At 42.6% G+C, this 24,993-nt stretch carries 22 protein-coding genes; 12 read left to right on the plus strand and 10 right to left on the minus strand.

Features of this window, described 5'->3' with window-relative positions:
* Nucleotides 1–13: 13 nt before the first annotated feature.
* Nucleotides 14–793: an acyl-ACP--UDP-N-acetylglucosamine O-acyltransferase gene (gene lpxA, locus BN3283_RS05055; protein WP_059025889.1), complete on the plus strand. Its 780-nt coding sequence runs from the start codon at nt 14–16 to the stop codon at nt 791–793.
* 252 nt (nt 794–1,045) lie between these two features.
* Here lpxA and dnaK read toward each other — a convergent pair whose 3' ends face one another.
* A complete protein-coding gene (gene dnaK, locus BN3283_RS05060; protein WP_041504098.1) occupies nt 1,046–2,959 on the minus strand; it encodes a molecular chaperone DnaK in 1,914 nt (637 codons plus the stop codon).
* 374 nt (nt 2,960–3,333) lie between these two features.
* Here dnaK and BN3283_RS05065 point away from each other — a divergent pair, with 374 nt between their 5' ends.
* The 6 genes from BN3283_RS05065 (at nt 3,334) to pbpC (ending at nt 11,409) form a co-directional block, all read left to right on the plus strand.
* Complete coding sequence (locus BN3283_RS05065) at nt 3,334–4,611, plus strand: cysteate synthase (RefSeq protein ID WP_059025890.1); 1,278 nt, start codon at nt 3,334–3,336, stop codon at nt 4,609–4,611.
* Nucleotides 4,612–4,735: 124 nt separating this feature from the next.
* Nucleotides 4,736–6,049, plus strand: coding sequence for a YihY/virulence factor BrkB family protein (locus BN3283_RS05070; RefSeq protein WP_041503962.1), 1,314 nt, complete (start codon nt 4,736–4,738; stop codon nt 6,047–6,049).
* Between the two features lie 54 nt (nt 6,050–6,103).
* Nucleotides 6,104–6,481, plus strand: coding sequence for an START-like domain-containing protein (locus tag BN3283_RS05075; RefSeq protein WP_041503961.1), 378 nt, complete (start codon nt 6,104–6,106; stop codon nt 6,479–6,481).
* A 120-nt stretch (nt 6,482–6,601) separates the two neighbouring features.
* Nucleotides 6,602–8,056, plus strand: a complete 1,455-nt coding sequence (locus BN3283_RS05080) for an LptF/LptG family permease (protein ID WP_059027176.1) — start codon at nt 6,602–6,604, stop codon at nt 8,054–8,056.
* A complete protein-coding gene (fmt, locus tag BN3283_RS05085) occupies nt 8,049–9,005 on the plus strand; it encodes a methionyl-tRNA formyltransferase (protein WP_059025892.1) in 957 nt (318 codons plus the stop codon). Before BN3283_RS05080 ends, fmt begins: the two co-directional genes overlap by 8 nt.
* Nucleotides 9,006–9,048: 43 nt before the next feature.
* Nucleotides 9,049–11,409, plus strand: a complete 2,361-nt coding sequence (gene pbpC / locus BN3283_RS05090) for a penicillin-binding protein 1C (RefSeq protein WP_147625542.1) — start codon at nt 9,049–9,051, stop codon at nt 11,407–11,409.
* A 66-nt stretch (nt 11,410–11,475) separates the two neighbouring features.
* Here pbpC and BN3283_RS05095 read toward each other — a convergent pair whose 3' ends face one another.
* Complete coding sequence (locus BN3283_RS05095) at nt 11,476–12,231, minus strand: SDR family NAD(P)-dependent oxidoreductase (RefSeq protein WP_059025896.1); 756 nt, start codon at nt 12,229–12,231, stop codon at nt 11,476–11,478.
* 125 nt (nt 12,232–12,356) lie between these two features.
* Here BN3283_RS05095 and BN3283_RS05100 point away from each other — a divergent pair, with 125 nt between their 5' ends.
* From BN3283_RS05100 to BN3283_RS05115, 4 genes are all read left to right on the plus strand, one after another.
* A complete protein-coding gene (locus tag BN3283_RS05100; RefSeq protein WP_059025898.1) occupies nt 12,357–13,904 on the plus strand; it encodes an NAD(P)/FAD-dependent oxidoreductase in 1,548 nt (515 codons plus the stop codon).
* 144 nt (nt 13,905–14,048) lie between these two features.
* Entirely contained in the window at nt 14,049–14,318 is a 270-nt protein-coding gene (locus BN3283_RS05105) for an HU family DNA-binding protein (RefSeq protein WP_041503955.1), read from the plus strand.
* Between the two features lie 68 nt (nt 14,319–14,386).
* Complete coding sequence (locus BN3283_RS05110) at nt 14,387–15,055, plus strand: TrmH family RNA methyltransferase (protein WP_059025899.1); 669 nt, start codon at nt 14,387–14,389, stop codon at nt 15,053–15,055.
* Nucleotides 15,056–15,129: 74 nt separating this feature from the next.
* On the plus strand, nt 15,130–17,058 hold the full coding sequence (locus BN3283_RS05115) for a dipeptidyl-peptidase 3 family protein (RefSeq protein WP_059025901.1): 1,929 nt from the start codon (nt 15,130–15,132) through the stop codon (nt 17,056–17,058).
* Nucleotides 17,059–17,099: 41 nt separating this feature from the next.
* Here the strand turns inward: BN3283_RS05115 and BN3283_RS05120 are convergent, their stop codons facing one another.
* The 6 genes from BN3283_RS05120 to BN3283_RS05145 all read right to left on the minus strand — a co-directional run bounded on the left by BN3283_RS05120 (nt 17,100) and on the right by BN3283_RS05145 (nt 21,953).
* Complete coding sequence (locus BN3283_RS05120; protein ID WP_059025903.1) at nt 17,100–18,188, minus strand: hypothetical protein; 1,089 nt, start codon at nt 18,186–18,188, stop codon at nt 17,100–17,102.
* Nucleotides 18,189–18,199: 11 nt separating this feature from the next.
* Complete coding sequence (locus tag BN3283_RS05125) at nt 18,200–18,709, minus strand: hypothetical protein (protein ID WP_059025905.1); 510 nt, start codon at nt 18,707–18,709, stop codon at nt 18,200–18,202.
* On the minus strand, nt 18,690–19,244 hold the full coding sequence (locus tag BN3283_RS05130) for an RNA polymerase sigma factor (RefSeq protein ID WP_041503950.1): 555 nt from the start codon (nt 19,242–19,244) through the stop codon (nt 18,690–18,692). Before BN3283_RS05130 ends, BN3283_RS05125 begins: the two co-directional genes overlap by 20 nt.
* 125 nt (nt 19,245–19,369) lie before the next feature.
* Nucleotides 19,370–20,140 (minus strand): triose-phosphate isomerase, encoded by a 771-nt coding sequence (tpiA, locus tag BN3283_RS05135; RefSeq protein WP_059025907.1) that lies wholly within the window; start codon nt 20,138–20,140, stop codon nt 19,370–19,372.
* Nucleotides 20,137–21,414, minus strand: coding sequence for a BT_3928 family protein (locus tag BN3283_RS05140; RefSeq protein WP_059025909.1), 1,278 nt, complete (start codon nt 21,412–21,414; stop codon nt 20,137–20,139). Before BN3283_RS05140 ends, tpiA begins: the two co-directional genes overlap by 4 nt.
* The gene (locus BN3283_RS05145) at nt 21,411–21,953 is read right to left on the minus strand and encodes a DUF1599 domain-containing protein (protein ID WP_059025910.1); all 543 of its coding nucleotides are present in this window, start codon (nt 21,951–21,953) and stop codon (nt 21,411–21,413) included. Before BN3283_RS05145 ends, BN3283_RS05140 begins: the two co-directional genes overlap by 4 nt.
* Nucleotides 21,954–22,066: 113 nt before the next feature.
* Here BN3283_RS05145 and folP point away from each other — a divergent pair, with 113 nt between their 5' ends.
* The gene (folP, locus tag BN3283_RS05150; protein WP_059025912.1) at nt 22,067–22,912 is read left to right on the plus strand and encodes a dihydropteroate synthase; all 846 of its coding nucleotides are present in this window, start codon (nt 22,067–22,069) and stop codon (nt 22,910–22,912) included.
* Nucleotides 22,913–22,974: 62 nt separating this feature from the next.
* Here the strand turns inward: folP and BN3283_RS05155 are convergent, their stop codons facing one another.
* Together BN3283_RS05155 and miaB are read right to left on the minus strand one after the other, a co-directional pair.
* Complete coding sequence (locus BN3283_RS05155) at nt 22,975–23,523, minus strand: RNA methyltransferase (protein ID WP_059025914.1); 549 nt, start codon at nt 23,521–23,523, stop codon at nt 22,975–22,977.
* Between the two features lie 10 nt (nt 23,524–23,533).
* A complete protein-coding gene (gene miaB, locus BN3283_RS05160; RefSeq protein WP_059025916.1) occupies nt 23,534–24,868 on the minus strand; it encodes a tRNA (N6-isopentenyl adenosine(37)-C2)-methylthiotransferase MiaB in 1,335 nt (444 codons plus the stop codon).
* Nucleotides 24,869–24,993 lie beyond the last annotated feature (125 nt).

Here is a 24,993-nt window from a genome sequence, read left to right on the forward strand (position 1 = left end):
AAAATACAATACTATGATTAGTCCATTAGCTTATGTCGATTCGCGTGCGAAAATCGGGAATGATGTTACCATACATCCGTTTGCATACATAGATAAAGATGTTGAGATCGGTGACGGTTGTACCGTTATGCCTTATGTCAGCATTTTAAGCGGAACCCGAATGGGGACGAATAATACCGTGTACCAGGGAGCTATTATCGGAGCCACCCCTCAGGATTTTAAATTTAAAGGGGAGGATACGATTTTGAAAATAGGAAATAATAATACGATTCGGGAAAAGGTGATCATCAATAGAGGAACTTACCCGACGGATTGTACGATCGTCGGGGATGGCAATTTTCTTTTGGAAGGCGTGCATCTGGCTCATGATACTCATATCGGGAATAATTGTATTTTAGGAAACGGCACGAAAACGGCCGGAAATTGTATCGTAGACGATTGTGCGATATTGGGTAGCGGGGTTATTATAAAGCACGGGTGTCATATCGGAAGCTGGAGCCTTGTACGGGACGGATGTCGTGCCAATAAGGATGTACCGCCTTTTATCGTAGCGGCTCATAATCCGATTACCTATTACGGTATCAATGCCATTCTTTTGGCGAGAGAGGGTAATTTGTCAGAGGCTACCATCGATGATATCGCTAAAGCTTATCGTCAGATATACCAGTGCGGGACCAGTCTTGAAAATGCTTTGAATCAAATACGAAGAATGATAACGATCGGTCCGGAAATACAGTACATATTGGATTTTATAGAGCAATCTTCGAAAGGTATTATAGGGGTTACCCTATAATGCAACGGATGAATTTTTTATGTTGTTGCAACTCTTTAGCATTTTCGATGCGTTAGGAGTTGCAACGATAGATTTTTCTTTACGGGAATACCTATACGATTTCTATCGGAACCATAACTGTCCGGCTTCCGTGTGCGGATCTCCGTTTGGGCACGGAAAAGGACAGGTAGAAGAAAGATAGGCCGGTAATAAAAATCCCACGGTAATTTTCATTTACCGTGGGATTTTAAATGGTGAAACTTTATTTAAGCTTTATTTTACTTCCTCGAAGTCTACATCAGTTACTTCCTGATCTTTTCCACCGTTATTCGGGGCTTGTTGTTCCGTGTGAGGAGCACCTTGCTGTCCTTGCGCTCCGGCTTGTTGCTGAGCATTGTACATCTCTTGGGATGCAGCCTGGAATACGTTGTTCAATTCATCTATAGAAGAGTTGATTGCAGCTATATCCTGTGCTTTGTGCGCATCTTTCAGTTTTTGTAAAGCAGCCTCGATCGGTTGTTTTTTATCAGCGGGTAGCTTATCGCCAAACTCTTTCAATTGTTTTTCGGTTTGGAAGATCATACTATCGGCTTTATTGATGGTATCGATACGTTCTTTCTCTTTTTTGTCCGCTTCTGCATTGGCAGCAGCTTCATCTTTCATTTTCTTAATGTCGCTTTCGGACAGGCCGGAGGATGCTTCGATACGGATAGATTGTTCTTTTCCGGTAGCTTTATCCTTGGCGGATACCTTTAATATACCGTTGGCATCGATATCGAAACTAACTTCGATTTGCGGTATTCCGCGCGGGGCTGGTGGTAGTCCGTCCAGGTGGAAACGGCCGATGGTTTTGTTGTCTTTAGCCATAGCACGTTCTCCTTGCAATACATGAATCTCTACTGACGGTTGGTTATCGGCTGCCGTGGAGAATACCTCCGATTTTTTGGTCGGGATCGTGGTATTGGCTTCGATCAATTTAGTCATTACTCCACCTAAGGTTTCGATACCTAATGAAAGCGGGGTTACGTCCAGCAATAACACGTCTTTAACCTCTCCGGTTAATACACCTCCCTGAATTGCCGCACCTACGGCAACGACCTCGTCCGGATTCACTCCTTTGGACGGAGCTTTACCGAAAAATTCCTCAACTTTTTTCTGTACGGCTGGTATACGGGTCGAACCTCCTACCAGGATCACTTCGCTGATATCGGATGCTGTCATGTTGGCATTTTTCAATGCTCTACGGCAGGGGTCGATGGTTGCTTGGATCAAATGATCTGTCAATTGTTCGAATTGAGCTCTTGTTAGGGTTCTTACCAAGTGCTTTGGAATTCCGTCAACCGGGAATATATACGGCAAATTGATTTCCGTTGAAGTCGAACTTGATAATTCGATTTTTGCCTTTTCTGCGGCTTCTTTTAGACGTTGGTGTGCCATCGGGTCTTTTCGGATGTCAACGCCCTCGTCTTTCTTGAATTCATCGGCCAACCAGTTGATGATGACATCATCGAAATCGTCGCCACCTAAGTGAGTGTCACCGTCGGTTGATTTCACTTCAAACACGCCGTCCCCCAATTCCAGGATAGAGATATCAAAGGTACCGCCTCCCAAGTCGAAAACGGCAATCTTCATATCCTTATCTTGTTTATCCAAGCCATAAGCCAAGGCGGCAGCCGTCGGTTCGTTAATGATACGTCTCACGTTCAATCCGGCAATCTCTCCGGCTTCTTTCGTGGCTTGACGCTGAGCGTCATTAAAATAGGCCGGTACGGTAATGACGGCTTCGTTTACTTCCTGACCTAAATAGTCTTCTGCCGTTTTCTTCATTTTTTGAAGAATCATGGCTGAAATCTCTTGCGGGGAGTATTTGCGGTCGCCGATTTCAACACGCGGCGTGTTGTTGTCGCCCCTTACCACTTTATACGTGACGCGTTGAATCTCTTTTTCTACCTGGTCATAGGTTTCACCCATAAAACGTTTGATAGAATATATCGTTTTCGTCGGGTTTGTGATTGCCTGACGTTTTGCAGGATCTCCAACTTTTCTCTCTCCGTTGTCAACAAATGCTACAATAGAGGGAGTCGTTCTTCTACCTTCACTATTAGGTATTACCACCGGTTCGTTACCTTCCATCACTGCAACGCAGGAGTTTGTGGTTCCTAAGTCTATACCAATTATCTTTCCCATAATTATAATATTATTAATGTTATTATTTCGTATTTGGTTTATCGTATCATCACTTTGAATAGTTTCAAAGAACATCTATCTTTTATCAAACGTTGTGCCATCTTCTAAAAGTCACTATTTTTCATAAAATTGTTTTCTTAATTCTATTTTGCATGTCATATTTCCTGCCATATCGTCACATTAAAAACTCGAATCGAGACATTTTGTTCCTGCTTTTACTAAAATTTTGACACGATTCGGCAAATCTGTTTTTGTTATTCATCACTATAACCGGAAAAAATCGAAAAAAGTGGTATTTATACCCTATTTTAAAGTATTGAAATGCTTTAATTTTGTACACGGAAAGAAATATACTAATTCATGGGTAAAAAACTATGACACGTTATCAATTGGAATCATCATGCTGCGGAACGACGTTCGAGGACAAACAATGGGAGTTGGATTGTCCGCATAAAGACGGAGCTGCTTTAATTTTTGCTAATTACGCGAAGAATCAATTGGAGGTGAGGAGTGATCTGCCGGGTATCTATAAATACGCTAATTGGTTACCGATTTGTCGGACTTTGGATGGTTCCGGAGCTCCCGTGACCTATCGGAGCGAAGGGTTGGCCGAATACTTGGGGTTATCGAATCTTTATATTACGTTTAACGGTTATTGGCCGGAAAAAGGAGCACAGATGAATACCGGTTCTTTTAAAGAGTGTGAGGCTTATGCTGTTTGCGCTCGAACGAATCGGAACGGGGGAAAGGTGATGGTTGTGGCTTCTGCCGGAAATACGGCTCGTGCTTTCGGTCGAGTGTGTTCCGACAACCGTATCCCTTTGCTTTTGTGTGTACCTGAGGATAATTTGGATGCTATTTGGGCGGATAAACCGTGGAATCGTTGCGTTAAATTGATCTGCACGGAATCGGGAAGTGATTATTTCGATTCAATACGTCTCTCTAATATTGTTTGTGAGTTGGAGGATTTTTATCCGGAAGGGGGAGCTAAGAATGTTGCTCGTCGCGACGGTATGGGAACTACCGTACTCTCTGCCGTGTTGGAAATCGGTAGGATCCCCGATTACTATTTTCAAGCGGTAGGTAGTGGAACCGGTGCTATCGCTGCTTGGGAAGCGAACAAAAGATTTATAAGAGACGGTCGTTTCGGAAAAAATCTGATGAAGTTGATGGTTTCCCAGAATATTCCGTTCACTCCCATATATGATGCTTGGAGGGCGGACTCCCGGGACATGTTACCTTTGGATGAAAACGTTGCTCGCGGACAGGTGGAGGAGATGTGCGCCAAGGTACTTTCCAACAGAAAACCCCCTTACTCTTTAAAGGGTGGTTTATACGATGCTTTAAAAGCGACGGGCGGAGATGTATTGTTGGCATCCAATGAAGAAGCTTTTGAGGCAAAAGCCATTTTTGAGAAATTGGAAGGAATCGATATAGAACCTGCGGCAGCGGTGGCTACGGCAACTTTGATTCAAGCCGTGCGTGACAGGAGAGTGGAGAACGAAGCTGTCATAATGTTGAATATTACGGGGGGAGGAATCGGACGTTACAAGCAGGAGCATGCGCTTGTTTTGCAAAAGCCCGATATCGTTTTCCCGATTGATGCGGATGCTTCCGATGTAAAAAAGAGGGTATCCGAATTGCTGTTTTAAAGGAATAAGATATTGTCTGTAAATACATTAAAAGATATTCAAAAGAGGTCTTTTTTGAATATCTTTTTTTTTATAATTTTGAAAATCGTAAAACATACAGAAGGAACAAGTAGAAATATAAGATATGAATCGGGTACAAGTTGACGATTGGAGGAGAAAGGCGAGAGAGATCATGCGTAATGTTAAAAATTTATCGGATCTTGATTATCATTATGCCGTGTTGAGACGAGACCGTCAACATCGATTTATTATCGCGGAGTTGTTACAAAAATCTTTATCCGTATTGATCGTTTCCATCAATCGTTTTTTGAAGGACGCTTGTAACGTGTCGGCATCCGCGTTGACTTTTTATTCTATCCTTTCTTTTATTCCGATTGTTGCTCTGGCTTTTGCAATAGCCAAGGGGTTCGGGGTAGGGACTTCGTTAGAAGAGTTGATCAGAGGACAGTTTTCCAATAACGAGAGTCTGGCTTCCACGATCGTAGAGTATGCCAACAGTGCTCTTGCCAATGCCAAAGGTGGGGTCGTTACGGGTTTTGGAATTGTTATTCTTCTCTGGTCCGTCATCAAGGTGCTGAACAGTACCGAGCTGACAATGAATCGGATTTGGGGAATTCGTAAAGGGCGAAGTATACGTCGGATGTTTACGGATTACCTGTCGATTATTTTTATTGTTCCGATACTGATTATTTTGATCAGTAGTTTGAATGTTTTTATGGGAACCGATTTGAAATCGGAATTTCCTGTTTTAGGAGATTACCTGTTGCGTTTGTTCAAGTTTTTACCTTATCTGTTGGTATGGATGTTATTTATATTTTTGTACATGTTTATGCCTGCGGCACCTGTAAAATTCAAACATGCTTTTATTGCCGGAATGGTTGCCGGAACTGTTTACCAGATAGTGCAATGGTTTTACATTCGCTTTCAGATAGGAGTGACTTCTTATAATGCCATATACGGAAGTTTGGCTGCATTGCCCTTACTGCTGGTGTGGTTACAGTTAAGCTGGTGTGTTGTCCTGTGGGGAACGGAGTTGTGTTATATTTTGAGGAATCGGCATTTTATGTATAAGAGCGAGTTGATCGGGGATACGGGTTGGATGGAGACGATGGAACATGCCATCCGGGTCGTAAAATACGTGGCGAAAGTATACGTGAACAACGAGGGAGGTCCCAGTTTGACAATGATAAACAAAGAGATGAAGATGAACACCGGAAAATTGAGATTGGTGCTGGAGGAGTTGATGGATCGCCATATACTTGTGGTAGCCAAAGAGGATGACGATTACTATTACTACCCCGCTTCTGATTTCCACAGGCTTTCCGTGGCGGAAATCATTCTGAACCTTTCGAGGGTAGAGGAGAGTAAAGATCAGGAGTGGAAAGAACAGTTTTCTAAAGCGATACGTGCAGAGTTCTCGGCGAATAAATTAGCATGAATTTGTGTATGTGATGAAATTTGTATATATTGTCGGTCAAATATATATTCAGATATGAGGAAAAAAGTCGAATTAGAGTATCTTTTCTCATCATCGGTAAAGGTTTTATTCTCTCGTCTCAGTACCGCTGCTGGATTATCCGAGTGGTTTTCTGATGATGTGAAATATAAAGGTGATCTCTTTACATTTGTGTGGGATGGTGTTGAAAGACAAGCTAAGTTGGTGGACATGAAGAAAAATGTATTTGTAAGGTTCGTGTGGGAGGATGCGGAAGAGCCTGATGAATACCTCGAGTTTTCGCTTCATGTGGAGCCTCTGACAGAAGAAGTGGCTTTGATTATCACTGATTTCGTGGATAATGAGGAAGAAGCGGATGAAGTTGAGTTATGGAATAAACAGATTGAAATGCTCCATCGCACGATTGGGGCTTGACAGGTGATAAAAGGAAAAATAGAAAAGTAGAGGGGATGGACGGTTATTTTTTTATCTTTGTGAATCCTTTAGGGGGCGTATCGGATAGAAAAATAAATGAATCAAAATAAGGTGCTTAAGATGAAGAAGTTACACCTGTTCGTGTTAAAAAGTTTTATTGGTCCGTTTGTGGCCACCTTTTTCATCAGTATGTTCGTACTGATCATGCAATTTTTATGGCGGTATATCGATGATCTTGTGGGAAAAGGATTGGAGTGGAGTGTTATTGCTCACTTGTTGTTTTACGTTTCTATGACGTTGGTACCTATGGGATTGCCGTTGGCTGTTTTGTTAGCCTCTATTATGACTTTCGGGAGTTTAGGTGAAAATTACGAGTTGACGGCCTTAAAAGCTGCAGGAATTTCTTTGTACCGGATCATGCAGCCTTTGATCGTATTGATCGTTATCTTAACCGTTGCGGCTTTTTTCTTTTCGAATAATGTGTTGCCTTACGCTAACTTGAAAGCAGGGAGTCTTCTGTATGATATAAAACGCCAGAAACCGGAATTGTCGTTGAAAGAGGGGGTATTTATAAACGATATCGAGAATTATAGTATCAAAGTGGATAAGATAGATAAGGAGACGGGAATGATGTATAACATGATGATTTATAATCATACCGGTTTATCTAAAAATTACGAGGTGACCATTGCCGATTCCGGACGCATGGAGGCGAGTCCCGACGGAAGATATATGGAGGTGGAGCTTTTCCATGGCAATACAAGTACAGATGAGGGGTTGAAGTCGAATAACCGGACTACATTTCCTTTTCGGCGTGTAGACTTTGACAAACAGTATTTTTCTATTCCTTTGTCAGGGAATGAGTTTTCGAGGACAAACGAAGATAACTTCAGGGGTGGATACAATATGTTGAGTATCAAACAACTCGAGGTAGCGATAGATTCGTTGCAAACGGGGTTGAAATCCCGTAAGGAGATGGATGCCGACCGGATGTTGTCTACTAATTATGTAAGACAACGGGTAAGAAATGCCAAGCGGGACAGTGTTTTGCGCGAGGAAACGGAGGGTAAGATACAGGACTTGGATAGTTTATATGCCTCTTTCGATGCGAAGGAACAGAAAAGGATGTTGGAGGAAGCTGTGGGGTTTGCTCGTGCCGCGAAACAATTTCATTGGAACGATTTGAGTTATCTTTCTTCCCGGGAAGAGACGATTCGGAGACATCAGATCGAATGGCATAGAAAATTCACTCTTTCATTTGCCTGTTTTATCTTTTTTTTCATAGGAGCTCCTTTGGGAGGAATAATCCGTAAAGGAGGATTAGGTATGCCGGTTGTAGTCTCTATTTTTTTGTTTATCGTCTATTATATTATTTGGATGATGGGTGAAAGGGCGGCCAGAGAAGGAGTATTGGAGCCTTGGCAAGGAATGTGGATCTCTTCCGTGGTGCTTTTGCCGTTAGGTGCGTTTCTGACTTATACGGCCATGACCGATTCTGCAGTAATGAGCACGGAAGCCTATGCGAATTTTGTAAAGAAAATCGTGGGATTTTTTAAAAAGAAGAAAAATGCATAAGTTGAGAATTGTGTATATGGGAACTCCTGATTTCGCGGTTCTTCCCTTGCAAAGATTAATGGAAGCAGGACATCAGATCGTCGGAGTCGTAACCAATCCGGATAAACCGGCGGGGCGGGGGCAAAAACTTCAGGAATCGGCTGTAAAGAAATATGCCGTGGCTCATCGTTTGCCTGTATTGCAACCGGAACGTTTCCGGGACCCCTCCTTTTTAGAGCAACTGCGAAGTTTGCGGGCCGATTTGCAGTTTGTCGTAGCCTTTAAGATGTTGCCAGAGATCGTATGGAATATGCCTCCATTCGGAACGGTGAATTTGCATGCCTCCTTGTTGCCGGATTATCGTGGAGCTGCTCCTATCAATTGGGCTATTATGAACGGAGAACATTATAGCGGGGTATCTACTTTTTTGTTGAAACACGAGGTTGATACGGGAAATATCATTTTTCAGCAGAAAGTGAAAATCGATGAGGGGATGACGGCCGGGGAGCTACACGATCGTTTAATGGAGGTAGGGGCGGATTTGCTTTTAAAGACCGCTGAGGCCATAGCTGAAGGTCATTATCCTTTAACGGATCAGACGACATTGTTGCAGGGACGGGAACCCATACAAGCTCCGAAGATATTTAAGGAGGATATGAAAATAAATTGGTCCTGGAGTGTGGAGCGGATTTATAATCATATACGGGGACTCTCTCCTTTTCCTGCAGCATGGACGGAATTACGCCATAAGGTTACGGGTGAGGTCATATCGGTAAAATTATTTAAAGCGGAACGGAAATTACTGGAACATAATTTTCCGGTAACTCTCGATACGGATGGTAAAGATTTTATCCGGATCTATGTGAAGGGGGGGTATATCGAAGTGAAAGAGTTGCAGCTTTCCGGGAAGAAACGAATGACGACCGAAGCATTCTTGAGGGGATTTCGTATGGCCGATTATCTGTTATAGAGCAGGTCGATGGAACCGGTTCGGTGTGACAATGAGACGAATAATGAAAAGCCGGAAGTTATTTCGAATAACGTGGATACTTATCGTAGTGATAGGAGGAGCGTTTGTTGCCTTTTGGTGTTTGTTTTTACCGGATCCGTTGTTTACGGTTCCTTATTCCACCGTGGTCTTAGATCGGGAAGGAGAGGTGATGGGGATTACCGTTGCCGACGACGGTCAATACCGGATCCGGGGAAAGAGTAGCATTTCCGAAAAATACGTAACGGCTCTGTTGAGTTTTGAAGATAACTGTTTTTTGTCGCATCGGGGCGTCGATCCTTTTGCTATTGCTCGGGCTTTGTGGTTGAATATAAAGAACGGTTCTATCGTGAGCGGAGGGAGTACTTTAACCATGCAGGTTGTCCGTTTGGCTCGTCGTAATCCTCCTCGTACGGTTCCTGAAAAGATAATTGAGATGTTGTTGGCTGTTCGGTTAGAACAGAGTTACACGAAATGGGAAATATTGAATTTATACGCGGCACATGCACCTTTCGGAAGTAATATCGTGGGATTGGAAGCTGCGGCTTTGAAATACTTTAATCGCAAACCAAACGAGTTAAGCTGGGCCGAGGCCTGTTTGTTAGCCGTACTGCCTAATGCTCCGGCTTTAATATTTCCCGGGAAGAATATGCCTCTTTTGAAGAAGAAAAGAGACGATTTATTACGTAGATTATACCGGAAGGGAAACCTCGATCGGGAGGATTTGGAGTTGGCGATAGCGGAACCTTTGCCTGAAAAAATATATAACACGGAGTGTATTGTTCCTCATGTATTGACAAAAGCTTATAAATACCGTAGGGGAGAAGTAAGTCGATCGACAATCGATGCGGGGTTGCAAGGTCGGGTAAACGAGATTGTTAAACGGCATATCGCTATTTTGAAACACAATCATATTTACAATGCGGCGGTGTTGGTGGGGCATATACCTTCGGGAGAGGTCAGGGCTTACGTGGGGAATAGTCCCAAGGTAAGAGAAAACGGAGGTAATCAGGTGGATATCATTACTTCCAACCGGAGTTCCGGAAGTATATTGAAGCCGGCTTTGTATGCGTTAATGCAGTATTCCGGCGATATTTTGCCAAAAACTTTATTGTCGGACATTCCTTCCCGCTTTGGAGGGTATGTACCCTCTAATTTTAACAAAGAATTTCAGGGAGTCGTGCCCGCCGATCAGGCTTTGGCCATGTCTTTGAATATACCTTTCGTGCGTTTGCTTCGAGGGTATGGGGTCGAACATTTTTATGATAACCTGAAACGAATGGGGATCACGACATTGTATCGGGAACCGGGTCATTACGGCTTAAGTCTGATTTTGGGAGGGGCCGAGTGTTCTTTGTGGGATATATGTAATTTATACGGGGGAATGGCTTCTATCTTGCATCATTATAATGCGGATGACGGTAGCTATTATACCGGCGAGTTTGCTCGATTGCATTTGTGGTCGGATAGACCTCCGGTACAGAAAGAGGGAAGGTGTGAGGTATTGAATGCTGCTTCTGTCTGGTTGACATTTCAGGCGTTACAGCACGTGGAAAGACCGGATATGGAGGTAGGTTGGAAAAATTTTGCTTCGTCGATGGCATTAGCTTGGAAAACAGGTACCAGTTTCGGTTTTCGCGATGCTTGGGCGGTAGGCGTGACGCCGGATTATGTTGTCGGGGTTTGGGTAGGGAATGCTGACGGAGAAGGTCGCGCCGGTTTGATCGGGGTACGAACTGCAGCTCCCGTTCTATTCGAGGTTGCAGCCTTATTGCGGAGTTCAGCCCGGTTTTATAAACCGCTGGAGGAGATGATGCCTGTTGTTACGTGTCGTAAGAGCGGCTACCGGGCATCCGATGTATGTCCGGAAGTTGATACCGTGTGGATCAACGAAAACGGGATGAAAACCGTCCTGTGTCCATACCATCGATTGATTCATTTAGATCGGACGGGGACTTTTCGGGTAGATGCCGATTGCGAACCCGTGTACCGAATGAAAACGGTCCCCTGGTTCGTGCTTTCTCCGGCTCAGGAGTGGTATTACTCCCAAACTCATGCGGATTATCTCCGGATGCCTCCCAAGCGAGGGGATTGTAAGTCGGAGGATGAAATGATGGAGATGATCTATCCGCAAAAAGGGTTAAGGGTTTTTATTCCTAAGGATTTGGGAGGAAAATCCAAAGGGGTCGTTTTCGAGATCGCTCACCGGGAACCTTCGATGAAAGTGTATTGGCACATCGATGACGAATACGTTGGAATGACTCGTAACCAACACCAGATAGAAATTAATGTAACTCCCGGTTATCATGTCCTATATTTGGTCGATGCGGTTGGAAATACTTTGCGTCAACCTTTTTATGTCGTAAAAGGTGACGAAAATTTATGATATTGTAAAAAATAAAACGGGCTATGTCGAGAAAAAGAGGGCCCGTTTTATTTTACGGGGATTCTATTATTTTCTGTTTACATCCCTGGAATTTGCCTGGGCGGTAGGCATAATCATAATGTCGTTTAGGCATACATGAGCGGGGCGCGTGACCGCGAATACGATTGTATCCGCTATATCCTCTCCTGTCAGAGGTGTCATCCCGTTGTATACGTTTTGGGCTGCTTTTTCGTCTCCTTTGTAACGTACAATGGAAAACTCCGTTTCTACCATTCCCGGTGCTATATTGGTTACTTTGATGTTGTGTTTTAACATGTCGGTCCGCATCGCTTTAGACAAAGCGTCTACGGCATGCTTGGTAGCACAATATACGTTACCTCCGGGGTATACTTCTTTCCCCGCTACAGAGGCTAAATTTACAATATGTCCTTTTTGATTCTTTATCATAAGGGGTGCAATTTCACGGGTCACATAAAGCAGACCTTTGATATTCGTATCGATCATTCTTTCCCAATCCTCCATCAAACCGTCTTGAATAGGATTGGTTCCTACGGCAAGTCCGGCGTTGTTCACGAGTACATCTATATTTTTCCATGCTTCCGGTAAAGAGGAAATGGCTTGTTTTACTTCCATCTGATTCCGGACATCAAAATGGAGCGATATTACTTGAACACCTTTCTTTTGCAATTCTTCTTCCAAAGCGTGTAAACGATCGCTTCTCCGTCCGGTAATAATAAGGTCGAAACCTGTTTCTGCTAATTTTACGGCGGTTGCTTTTCCAATCCCGGAAGTGGCTCCGGTGATTAATGCTATTTTGTTCATGATATATTGTATATATTTGTTTTAATTATGCGAAGGTATGATTTTTTTAAAGTTTTATGAAAGTTTCTCGTTATAAAATATCTATTTTCGTACCTTCAGTGTTTGGGTCATTTATAGGATAATGTATGTATAAAGAGGTAGAATTGAGGGTAACACCGGAAGAGGCTTGCGACAAGGAAAAGATACTCTATTTGTTGGTAAGAACGTTGCATGTGGAACGTGTACGGATTAAGCATACCGAGGTGATTAAAAAGTCTATCGATGCGCGACAGAGGCGAGTGATGATGCAGTTAAAGCTGAGGGTCTTTATCGATGAAGTGGAGCAGCGTGAACGCCAGTTTATACCGATGTACAAGGACGTGTCGAAAGCTCGTCCCGTCGTTGTGGTGGGAGCCGGCCCCGCCGGTCTTTTTGCTGCCTTGCGGTTGATTGAAAAAGGTTTGCGTCCGATCGTGTTGGAAAGAGGAAAAAGTGTGGAGGAACGAAAGAAGGATTTGAATCAGCTTTATAGGACAGGATCGGTAAATATGGATTCTAACTATGGATTTGGAGAAGGGGGAGCCGGTACCTTTTCGGATGGTAAATTATTCACTCGTTCCAGGAAACGGGGAAATGTAAATCGTATATTGGAGATTTTAGTATATCATGGTGCTTCTGAGTCTATATTGATTGATGCTCATCCTCATATCGGGACGGATAAACTACCCGGTGTAATTGTTAATATTCGTAAAACCATTGAACGATACGGCGGAGAAGTGCGTTTTAATTGTCGTGTAAAAGATATTTTGATCGAGGAGAATAAGATGAAGGGGGTTTTGATTGACGAGGGTGAGGTATTGGCAGACCGGGTTATTTTGGCAACGGGACATTCCGCTCGGGATGTGTATCGTATGTTGCAGGCTCGTTCTGTTTTAATGCTCACCAAAGAATTTGCCGTCGGACTTCGTTTGGAACATCCTCAAGAGGTCATAGACCGGATTCAATATCATAATCCTGCCGGACGCGGTGATTTTTTACCGGCCGCAGAATATAGTTTCGTGACTAATATCAACGGCCGGGGTGTTTACTCTTTTTGTATGTGTCCTGGCGGTGTTGTTGTTCCTGCTTGTACGGGACCCGAACAACAGGTAGTGAACGGAATGTCTTCCTCGGGCCGGAATACGGCTTGGGCGAACTCTGCTATTGTCACTTCCATTGGGGAAGAAGAGTTGAAAGAGTTGCGGTATACCGGCCTTTTTGGAGGTATGGAGTTTCAGAGCGATTTAGAATATCGTGCTTGGGAAGAGGGAGGGGGAAAATTAGTAGCTCCCGCCCAGCGGTTGACTCATTTTATGACGAATAAGGAGAGTGTTTCGTTTCCTAAATCTTCTTATAAACCCGGATTACGGCCAACTCTATTCAGGGAATGGCTTCCTTCACCGGTATATCGACGTTTGCTTGCCGGTTTGGAACAGTTCGGGCGAAAATCCCGGGGATTTATTCATGAAGATGCCCTTCTTTTGGGTGTTGAAACCAGAACATCGGCTCCGGTCAGAATTCCCAGATTGCCTGAACGGATGGTCCATCCGGAGATTGAAGGTCTTTATCCTTGCGGAGAGGGGGCGGGGTATGCCGGGGGGATCGTATCTGCGGCTATGGACGGGGAGGGATGTGTAGATGTATTTACTCTCTAAATAGGGCGATTTTAGTATATATTAACAGGTTAACACTAAAAGTCTTTTGTTTTTTTATCAGAAAATTTGTATTCCTGCAGAAATTACCTACATTTGTCGAAACATAAAGATTATATTATTATTCTAATCCTAAAATTTTTTGTTATGAACAAAGCTCAGTTAATAGATGCGATTGCAGTAAAAGCAGGTTTAAGTAAAGCAGATTCCAAAAAAGCTTTGGAAGCTTTTGTTGAAACAGTTGGTCAATCTTTGAAAAATGACGAAAAGGTTGCGTTAGTAGGTTTCGGTTCATTCTCTGTATCGGAGAGAAGTGCCCGGAGTGGAAGAAATCCTCAAACTGGAAAAACAATTCAGATTCCTGCAAAGAAAGTGGTAAGATTTAAAGCTGGTGCAGAATTGGCAGAAAGCTTATAATTATTGAGAACCATAAAAAGAAGGGTGTTGGATTCAGCACCCTTTTTTTGTTTTAGAGTGGAAAATATATGCATACGGTCAAAGAACAAGTAGAGTATTTAAGCCGGTTTGTGACAGATTACCGGAACGATTTATTCCGGCGTTTGAGTATGGAGCGTACGAGCTACCTGACGGTCGTTTTGGAAGATTTGTATCAGCAGCATAATTGTAGTGCCGTTTTACGTTCGTGTGATTGTTTTGGCGTTCAGAATATTCATGTGATTGAAAATGAGAATAAATTTGAGGATAACTCCGAGATATCCGTGGGGGCTATGGAATGGTTGACCTTGCATCGTTACCGTAATACAAGGGATAATACGATGTCGGCTATTCGGGCGTTGAGAGAGCAAGGTTATCGGATCGTGGCTACGACGCCTCATGAAAAAGATCAGTTGATAGATGATATGGATCTGCATAAAGGGAAAATGGCTTTTTTCTTCGGAACGGAATTGACGGGTTTATCTGATGAGGTGTTGGCTGAGGCGGATGAATTTGTGAAGGTACCTATTTACGGTTTTACCGAAAGTTATAACGTTAGCGTATGTGCGGCATTGCTGATGTACAGTGTCGTGCAAAGGCTTCGAAAGAGTGATATCGAATGGCATATGCCGGAAGAGGAACGGTACAGGGTTTTGTTTGCTTGGTATAAACATGCTGTTAAAGCTTCCGCTCAAATATTGGAACGTTTTAATTCTTAATAATATATAGCGGAGTATGCCAACAAAAAACAGAGATGAGCGTATATTTGTAATTCATTATTAAGGAAGGTAGCATGAAAGCATTTGAGTTTTTTTCTGAGCAATTTGACGATATAAAGATACTACGTTATGAGGTTCCTGCTTTTGAGACATTACCTCTAAAAGAAAAATTATTTGTCTATTACTTGAGTCGGGCTGCCATTGCCGGGCGTGATATATTGTGGGATCAGAATAATAAATACAATCTTAGGATTCGAAAAGTATTAGAGAAAATATTGACGGAGTACAAGGGAGATCGATCTTGCGAGGAATACCGGTCTTTTGTGATCTATGCCAAAAAAGTTTTTTTTGCCAATGGCATTCACCATCACTATTCCATGGAGAAGTTTAGTCCTTCTTTCTCCGAATGCTATTTCCGGTTATTGTTGAAAGATGTCGGATTGGAAAATGAATTTCAGGGATTGCAGCGAATTATATTCGATCCCGCGTACATGTCTAAACGGGTTGTGTTGGACGAAGGAAAGGATTTGATTCAGGCGTCGGCTAATCATTATTACGAAGGGGTGTCCCAGAGGGAGGTCGAACGTTTTTACGGAGCTATGAAAGGCTCGGAGAAACATCCGGTGAGTTACGGCTTGAATTCGACGTTAGTAAAAAACAGTAAGGGGGAGCTGGAAGAAGAAGTTTGGTATGTAAATGGAAAATACGGGGAAATTATCGGACGTATTGTGGAATATTTGCAGAAAGCTTTAGCGTATGTCGGTAACGAGCAGCAGCATAAAGTCGTTGAAAAACTGATTGAATTTTACCGGACGGGAGATTTGGCTACTTTTGACGTTTATTCCATCGAATGGCTGAAAGAACATCGGGCTCGAATAGATTTTATCAACGGTTTTATCGAGGTTTATGGAGATCCGTTGGCTTATAAAGCGAGCTGGGAGTCTGTCGTGCAAATTGTGGACGAGGAGGCTTGCGAACGTACGCGTAAATTGGCCGAACATGCCCTTTGGTTTGAACAACATGCGCCTATTGACGACCGTTTCAAAAAAACAGAGGTTTCGGGAATAATAGCTCGGGTAATGCAGGTGGCCATGTTAGGAGGGGATTGTCATCCGGCTACCCCTATCGGGATTAATCTGCCGAATGCTGAGTGGATTCGCGAACGGTACGGCAGTAAATCCGTCACGTTGGATAATATTACTTATGCTTATCATATGGCTTCTTTGGGATCCGGAGTGGTGGATGAGTTTACCTATTCCGACGAGGAAAAAATGTTGGCTAAAGAATACGGTTATCAGGGGAGTAACGTGCATACGGACCTGCACGAGTGTTTAGGACACGGTTCCGGTAAGATGTTACCGGGAGTCGGACAGGAGGCTTTGAAAAATTACTATTCAACGATAGAGGAGACACGAGCGGATTTATTCGCTCTTTATTATATTATGGACCCCCAATTGGTAGAGTTGGGAATTATTCCTTCCTTGGAGGTGGCTAAAAGCGAGTATTGCAGTTACATTCGTAACGGCTTGCTTGTACAATTGACCCGGGTAAAGTTAGGGAGTAATTTGGAAGAGTCGCATATGCGTAATCGTCAGTTGATTGCTTCGTGGGTGTATGAACAAGGAAAAGCGGATGGTGTGATTGAAAAAATAAATAAAGAAGGGAAGACTTATTTTGTGATCCGGGATTTCGATGCTTTGCGCGTTTTGTTCGGGAAGTTGTTGGCGGAGATACAGCGGGTAAAATCGGAAGGTGATTACGAGGGGGCTAAATATCTCGTGGAGAGGTACGGGGTTGTCATTGACCGGGATTTGCATCGGGAGGTTTTGGAGCGTTATCAGAAATTGAATGTGGCTCCCTATGCAGGCTTTATCAATCCGGAATACACGTTGGTGGAGGAAGAGGGAAAGATCACGGATGTAACTGTTGATTACCCGGATGATTTTCTGTCACAGATGTTGAGATACGGTATGGACACGAAAAAGCGCTGTCCTGAGAAGTAAGAGACAGCGCTTCGATAGAAAGGTTTGAAAGGTTTGGGTGTTTAATCGGTAACTTTATTTTTGAACGTAATAGTTGCGTAAGAAGTCGATATTTTGATTTTGGCTCTCGGATTTGATGTCCTTCCTATATATCCTGTAGTCTGTAGGGGATAGGGATTTTGGGAATTATGACTCCGAGCGGCATGATTTATTTTTAACCCGTTTAGAACGATATCTCCGTAAGGTGCCGAGAGATCGATTTTTGTATTGTGTTTTTGATTGATGCCCAGAGTCACCTTGGAATGCATCGCATCGATATCTATGGATGAGAAGTTGGGAGAAATCGTATCGATCGAAACCGTACAATACTGCAATCTGGCACCTTCGAATTTTTGCTCGAGTTGTCGAATGTCGATGCTCGTCCATAGGGTACTGAAACCGAAATTTACGGTGTTGACTCTTCCCAGTTTTAATTGACTGTATTTCGTTGATGTTACTTGAAGATTGTTAATTATATTTGAAAATAGAGAAGTATAGTAACCGGTTAATTTAAGATCGGGTAATTGGTCAATGCGAGCTTCACCTCTTTTCATGTTCAGCTCCATGCTTCCGGATTTCAGAACCTGTATAACTCCGTAGTTTATACTGATTTTATTGTTATCTCCTTCCAGACGGTGGGCGTATATGTTCCCGTGCTCAAGTTCGATCTCTATGGGCTTTGAAACATAATCCAATTGTATATTCCCGTATTTATTTTTTAGATGAAGGTAGGTCGATGTGGGAACATTGATCAGATAATTTACGGTGGTGCTGCTTCCTTTGCTGCTCTCGCTCGGACTGGTTGCGAAATTTGTTGTAGCGAAGATCTTATCATCGGATTGCTCGAGTTTTACACTGGTCCGCTTGAGCATCTCTTCTGCCGTTTTTTGATTCTTGCCCCTACAGACGATTTCTATGGCAAATTCCACCTCATCTTTATCCCATTCCTGGATGACAAGAAAGCCGTATTTGTTATCGATTTGCAGATGGGTTTCTCCGGTTGTTTTGAAGCGTTTTTCAATCGTTCGTTTTTCAACCCTGTCCCTGGCACTTACGGTGCCGATAAAGAATAGCAGTATAAAGCCTGTCAGTAAAATGAATCTTGTTTTCATAATGATAGCGGTTAATATTTAATTGGGTTCATGACCTTTGCAAGAATCTCTTGTATGGATTGTAATGATTTTATTTGCAAGTTATAGCATTGAACGATTTGTGCAATGTGTTCCTCGTGCGACATCAGCGTGACCTCTTTTTCCAGTTTGTAGGATTCTTTCTTCATTTTCTGGATGTCCTCTAACAAACGTTGGCGTTCGGATTCGTCCATATCGCTTGCTTGTTGTTCGATTTTTTCAATCTCTTTTTCCAGTTGTTGACAATAATAAGCTGCAACTTCCGCGATGGATTCCTGAGAATCATCGATAGGCTGGAGGAAATAAAAATGATGCGCTAAAAAAAACAATATCGTGCCGGCAGCAACCGTACTTACGGTTATCCATCTGGTGCGGAGTTTTCTTTTGTTTTTCCGGTGAAGCTCCAAACGTTGTTCAAAACGTTCGAAATGCCCGGGAGTAGGCAAGGCTCCGTCGCAGTTTTCTTTAAGTTTTTTAATTTGTTCATCCAGCGAATGACTCATAGTAATAATTCTTTTTAATTAATTCGATTAATTTCTGTTTTGCTCTGACAAATTGAGAGCGAACCGTGGAAGGAGAGAGTTCCAATTGATTTGCAATCTCGTTGTAATCGAAACCTTCGATAAGATGCAAATTAAGTATCATCCGGTATCCCTGGGGAAGTTGTTGCATCATCCGGTGGATAACCTCTAATTGTAACTCTGTCTCTCCCTTGTTTTCCTCTTCCTCTTCGCAACAATCTGTTGTTTCCGTTATCTCCACAAACCGGATTTTTCGTTTCCGGCATAAATCGATAGCATGATTGATCGCGATTCTTTTGAGGATTCTTTCCATGTTTTCTGCTTCTCCTTCGTAATTTTCTATTTTGTCGAGGACCTTTAAGAAGGTCTCTTGCATGACTTCCTCCGACTCTTGAGGATTTCTCAAGATACGAAGGCAACTGTTATAAACACTTTTATAGAACAGTGAATAAAATTCCAGTTGGGCCCGTTTTTCCCGTTTTCGACAGCGTTGTAATATTGTTTTATAATCGCTCATATCGTGCTCTTCTGTCTATATGACGTCAAATAGTAAAATTTGCTGCATCAAAATGGAATTTTTTTGTAAAAAAAATCTGTGCTTTCTTGGAAAACACAGATTTGTAAAGATTAAATATTTTACTATTAATGTCTTGCACGAGATTTGATAATTTCAAAAAAATCAGAAGCTTTTAGAGAAGCACCTCCGATTAATCCTCCGTCTACATCGGGTTGGGAAAAAATCTCGTCTGCATTTTTAGGATTGCAGCTTCCTCCGTAAAGGATAGAGGTTTCGTCGGCAATGCTTTCCCCGTATTTCTCTTTGATAACGGAGCGAATGAAGGCATGCATCTCCTGGGCTTGATCCGGGGACGCCGTCTTACCGGTTCCGATCGCCCATACCGGCTCGTAAGCTATAACTACATGTGCGAATTGTTCGGGGGTAAGATTGAATAACCCGTCGGTTAATTGCTGTTTCACGATCTCGAAATGTTTGTTACGTTCTCTCTCTTCGAGTACTTCTCCGACACAGAAAATAATATTCAATTTGCTATCTAAGGCTTGAGCTACTTTTTTTACCAATACGGGACTGGTTTCACCGTAATAAGATCTTCTTTCGGAATGTCCCAAAATGACATGTTTGGCTCCTGTCGAAGCAATCATGTCGGCAGATATTTCACCCGTGTATGCTCCGGCTTTTTCCGTGGCGCAGTTTTGAGCTGAAACCGAAATACTGGGCTCTGTCAGATTATTGGCTACCTTTGCCAGATGAATGAAAGGAGTACCTAAAATGACAGTTACACCTTCTGCGCCCTCTTTGAAACGTACATAGTCGTTTACCTCTCTTGCCAATTCGATACCTTCGGCAAAGGTTTTGTTCATTTTCCAGTTGCCTGCTACGATTTTCTTTCTCATATCTTAAATTTAATATTTTGAAATGTGTATGATCTGCCTTTTTTCTTTTTTTTTCCGAGAAATAGGAAATACATTACAAAGAAAAGAAGGATTAAGGAGTAAACCAAATATTTAGACTTTAATTCTTGTTGTTTGTAGACACAGAATGCTGTCAGATCCTTATTTTTTAATTCATCGGTTTGGGGAATATCATTTTTTGACCATTTACCTAAAATGGTTCCTTTGTTTAATAAAATAAGGCCCGGATTGGAACGGATCATCGTCTTTAACTGGATCTCGTCGGCCGTACAAAAGTCGTAGGGAACCTTATAACGGTTCTTGTAGGTTCGGACTTCTTCTTGAGAGGAGGAGGTCAATCCGTAAAAGCGGTAGCCTTGCTCCCGGGCATACCGGGCCAATTCGTTAATTGCCTCCTGATGTTTTGCGGAACTCAGGTTGATGTTGTAGTGGACGGCTAAAAAGGTATAGTTATTGTCTTGCAGAATTTCTTCTGTAATCTCTCCTAAATCGGGATGATCGATAAGCAGATCGTGAATGGGAGGAGTGTATCCTTTTTTTACCAAACGTTCGGAAGAGCTATGGTATTCCCAGGTAAGGGTGTCTTGCCACGGATAATTTTGTTCCGTAAACGGTTTGATCTCGCCTGTCTGCTTATTTTTGTATTTCAGAATAACTTCGTATTGATCCGGTTCTGCTCCTTCCGGTAACAGCATACCTTCCGTTATGTTTTTTCCGACGGCGTAAGGACGGAAATCCAATATGGGAAGATACAGGTAACAATGCAATGAAAGAAAGAGCATCATTCCTCCTGATAGCAAAAGAAGAGAGAGTTGCTTAAACCAGTGAAGCGAAGAGTGAAATCGTTTTCTATTTAGAAATAGCGTGAGGGTTAAAAGGAGGAGAATGGTATTTTTCCAAAATGTTGCCCAATTGCTTAACACGATCGCATCTCCGAAACAACCACAGTCGCTGACCGGGTTTGTTAAGGCCAGAACGAGAGTTAGCGGGGTGAATATTCCCATGAAGATAAGAGCTCCTTTTATAGCCCATCGCGTGCACGCGTTGAATAGTAATGCCGTACCCACTAAAAATTCCGCGAGAGATAACACGAAGGAGAGAAAAAGAGAGCATGTGCTTGCCCACCCGATTCCAAAAGCATTGAAATAGTCCGTGAATTTGTACATCGATCCTAAAGGATCGATACCTTTTACAAATCCGGAATAGATAAATACAATTCCGACGATGATTCTGCAACAGTTTCGAATAATTTTCATATCTCTTTTTCAACAACAAGGCGAATCAGACCGAATACGGCATAGTTGATCATGTCGTAATAGTTCGCATCTATTCCTTCCGAGATAATGGTATTTCCTTGATGATCCTCGATTTGTTTCGTACGGTTTATTTTCATCAGGATCAAATCGGTATAGGAACTGATACGCATTGCTCTCCAGGCTTCATCGTAATCGTGGTTTTTGTTTAACATTAATGCTTTGGCCTTTTGGAAATAGGCTTGATAAAGCCGGAGTATCTCTTCCTGAGAGCTACGATTCCCCGGACCTAACTCCAGCTGTATAAGTCCCATGATAGCATAGTTTATAATACCAATGAATTCGGGAACGATACCCTCGTTTACTTTCGAGATTCCTTTTTGCTCGATACTGCGAATTCGGTTGGCCTTAATATATATTTGATCCGTGATGGATGTCGGTCTGAGAATTCTCCAGGCTGTTCCATAGTCTTGCATTTTTTTTACAAAAATATCTTGACAGGTATCTATCACTCTATCATATTGTTGGGTTGTATCCGACATCTTCGTTCTATTTTTTAAATTATGATATTAAAAAAACTAATTGTTATTTTGATGTGTAAAAATAGGGACAATAGTTGAAAGTTGAAAACGGAAAGCTGAAAATTAGCATGAGTATGAAAAAATTAATTGAAATCGGCGATCGGAAGTTGAATTTGGCAGAACCTGTGGTAATGGGGATTTTGAACGTAACTCCCGATTCTTTTTATGACGGAGGAAAATACCTTAGCGAAGTACGGGTGATCGAGCGGATAAATACGATTGTGGAGGAGGGAGCGTCGATTATTGATGTGGGAGCTTATTCCACTCGTCCGGGAGCTGCTTTCGTGGATGAGAAGGAAGAGTTGTCACGATTGAGTTTTGCCGTAGAATTGATTCGTAAGTATCATCCGGAACTTCCTGTTTCTATTGATACTTTTCGGGCGAATGTGGCTAAAGAGATCTTTCATTGCCTTGGGCCGGTCATCGTGAATGATATTTCCGGAGGTACGATGGATGATCGTATGTTTGAGACGATAGCGGAGATGAATGTACCTTATGTTTTAATGCATATCCAGGGAACGCCTCAAGACATGCAAAAAAATCCCCATTATGAGGATGTCGTTCGGGAGGTTTATGATTTTCTGGCCGGGCGAATTAAGCGATTGAATGATTTGGGATTTGACAAGATTATAGTGGATCAGGGATTTGGTTTCGGAAAAACGGTAGCTCACAACTATCAATTGATGGATAAGATGGAGATCTTTTTGGAGTTGGGGTATCCCTTGTTGGTGGGCGTTTCCCGTAAGTCTATGATATGTCGCCTATTGGACGTTACTCCCCAGGAAGCTTTGAACGGAACGACTGTATTGAATACCGTCTCTCTTTTAAAGGGAGCGAACATCTTACGTGTCCATGATGTCCGGGAAGCGGTGGAGGCTATTCGTATCGTTGATGCAATGCATTTTCGATCAATAGAATAGATCGATTTTCGTATTTTCTCGTAAATGAAGATTCCAGGTTTCCCGAGTTGAAGAGTGAAATATTATTTTTTTAACTCCTTGAATAGGGGATGAATAACTTCCCATAATACAATCCCGGCAGAAACGGAGATGTTGAATGAATGTTTGGTTCCGAATTGAGGAATTTCCAAGCACAAGTCGGAGAGGTTTACCACATTTTGTTGGACACCTTTTACCTCGTTCCCGAATATGAAAGCATATTTTCGTGTTTTTTCAATGGCGTAATCTTCCAATGAGAGGCTGTTTTCTGTTTGCTCTACGCTAACAATCGTAAAACCTTCCGTTTTTAATTTTCGAATCGCTTCTATGGTCTCCTCGAAGTATTCCCATGCCATGCTTTCTTCCGCTCCTAAGGCTGTTTTATGAATCTCGCGGTGGGGAGGGGTGGCGGTAATGCCGCAAAGATATATCTTTTCCAATCGGAAAGCATCGGAAGTTCGGAATACCGATCCTATGTTGTTTAAGCTGCGTACATTATCCAAAACGACCACGATAGGAAGTTTTTCAGCTTTTTTATATTCTTCCGGAGAGAGTCGATTCAACTCTTCATTTAATCGTTTTCGGTATTCCATGAGCTTGTATTTAGCGGTTTTCAACAATTTCTCCCATAAGGGTAGCGGAAGTACATTCTTTTACCCTGACCTGTACCAAATCTCCAATTTTAGCTCCGTTATCGGGAAATACGATCACTTTGTTCTGGCTGCTTCGTCCGAATAATTCGTCTGCCTTCTTCTTGGAAGTCCCTTCGACCAGAACTTCGAATATTTTTCCTATATCTTTCCGGTTACTGATGAGAGAAAGATGGGTCTGTATATCGATAAGTTCCTGTAGACGACGTCCTTTAGTCGCTTCATCCACGTTGTCCGGCATATGTTTTGATGCCAAAGTGCCGGGGCGTTCTGAATATTTGAACATGTAGGCAAGATCGAATTCCACCTCCTGCATAAGGCTAAGAGTCTCGCGGTAATCCTCTTCACTTTCATCATGGAAACCAACGAAAACATCCGTCGATATCCCGCATTGGGGAATGATCTCGCGGATTGCCCGGATGCGATCGAGGTACCATTCTCTCGTGTATTTCCGGTTCATTTTTTTCAGGACGGCATTGCTTCCTGATTGAACGGGAAGATGGATGTGTTTGCAAATATTGTCATAAGATGCGATGGCGCGTAAAATTTCGTCACTCATGTCTTTCGGGTGAGAAGTGGCGAAGCGGATACGCATATCGGGTACCGCAGTAGCGGCTTTTGCCAATAATGTCGGAAAATCAACTTCGTTACGCTCTCCTTTCCAAAGGTATGAATTGACGTTTTGACCTAACAGGGTAACTTCCTTGTATCCTTTGGCATGCAAATCAAGCACTTCATTCAAGATGCTGTGCGGACTTCGGCTTCTTTCGCGGCCGCGGGTATAAGGAACGATACAGTATGTACAGAAGTTGTTGCATCCGCGCATGATGGATACGAATCCTGATATGGCTGTTTCGTCAATCCGGGAAGGACAGATATCTTTATAGGTTTCTGTCGCAGATAGATGGATATTAATGGCTTTTTCCCCTTTCTCCGCTTGCTCGATTAAAAGGGGAAGATCCATATAAGCATCCGGTCCGACAACGATGTTTACATTTTTTTCCTGCTCAAAAAGAGCTTCACCGAGACGTTCCGCCATACAACCCATGATACCCACCAGTACTTTCGGATTTTTTTTCTTAATTTCAGAAAACCCTTGTACGCGACCCCGTACTCGTTGTTCCGCGTTTTCCCGAACGGAACAGGTGTTTACTAATATTACGTCGGCTTCGTTTCTATCACTTGTATGTTGGAGACCTTTACTTTCCAGTATGGCTGCTACTACTTCACTATCCGCTACATTCATCTGACACCCATAGGTCTCGATATAAAATTTTTTTGCTTTCATTTACTCTTTCGTTTGAGGGGCAAAATTAATAAAAAAGGATGTAGTCCCGAGGAAAAAGAGCGTTATAATTAGGGTTTATTCTGATAAAAATCGGTCGAAAATAAAATATCGACCGATTTGCTGTT

Origin of the sequence: Gabonibacter massiliensis, assembly GCA_001487125.1 — a bacterium.
In the GTDB taxonomy this organism is placed as follows: Bacteria; Bacteroidota; Bacteroidia; order Bacteroidales; family Marinifilaceae; genus Gabonibacter; species Gabonibacter massiliensis.